The sequence below is a fragment of the Novosphingobium sp. KN65.2 genome, from assembly GCF_001368935.1.
Lineage (GTDB): Bacteria > Pseudomonadota > Alphaproteobacteria > Sphingomonadales > Sphingomonadaceae > Novosphingobium > Novosphingobium mathurense.
This window is the reverse complement of the sequence record NZ_CCBH010000173.1, coordinates 1-364: the sequence shown is the minus strand read 5'-3', so window position 1 is coordinate 364 and position 364 is coordinate 1. Positions and strand designations below refer to the sequence as shown.

The following is a 364-nucleotide window of genomic DNA, read 5'->3' as shown; positions in this document are numbered from 1 at the left end:
GCCTATTTCCGTTGCGGTGAATTTCCGGCGCGACATGCTGCATCCTTCGCCTACCGATCCCACGGCGGACCCGCGATTTATTCCGCGCACAATCACCGCCAGCAATTGAAGCGACGGCGCGCTAGGCGCTCAATTCGGCAAGCCGGTGTGGGCGCTGATCCCCATCCCGGCCAGCTCCTCAATGAGCCAGTCTCGAAAGTCCGAAATGGATTTCGCGCCTTCGGCCCTCAAGGCGGCAACGTCTTCCTCTTTGAAACTCCAATCGTCCTTGCCGATGTGGCGCAAGGCGCGCCAAACGCAATGCTTCTGATAGCTGTAGAGGGCATAGCGTGGAAAGTACGCTAAACAACGCTAAGGGAGAACG

1 protein-coding gene is annotated in these 364 nt (G+C 58.5%); it reads right to left on the bottom strand.

Annotated features, from left to right (window positions below):
* Positions 1–129: 129 nt before the first annotated feature.
* Entirely contained in the window at positions 130–285 is a 156-nt protein-coding gene (locus SPHV1_RS17040) for a hypothetical protein (protein ID WP_231634720.1), read from the bottom strand.
* Positions 286–364 lie beyond the last annotated feature (79 nt).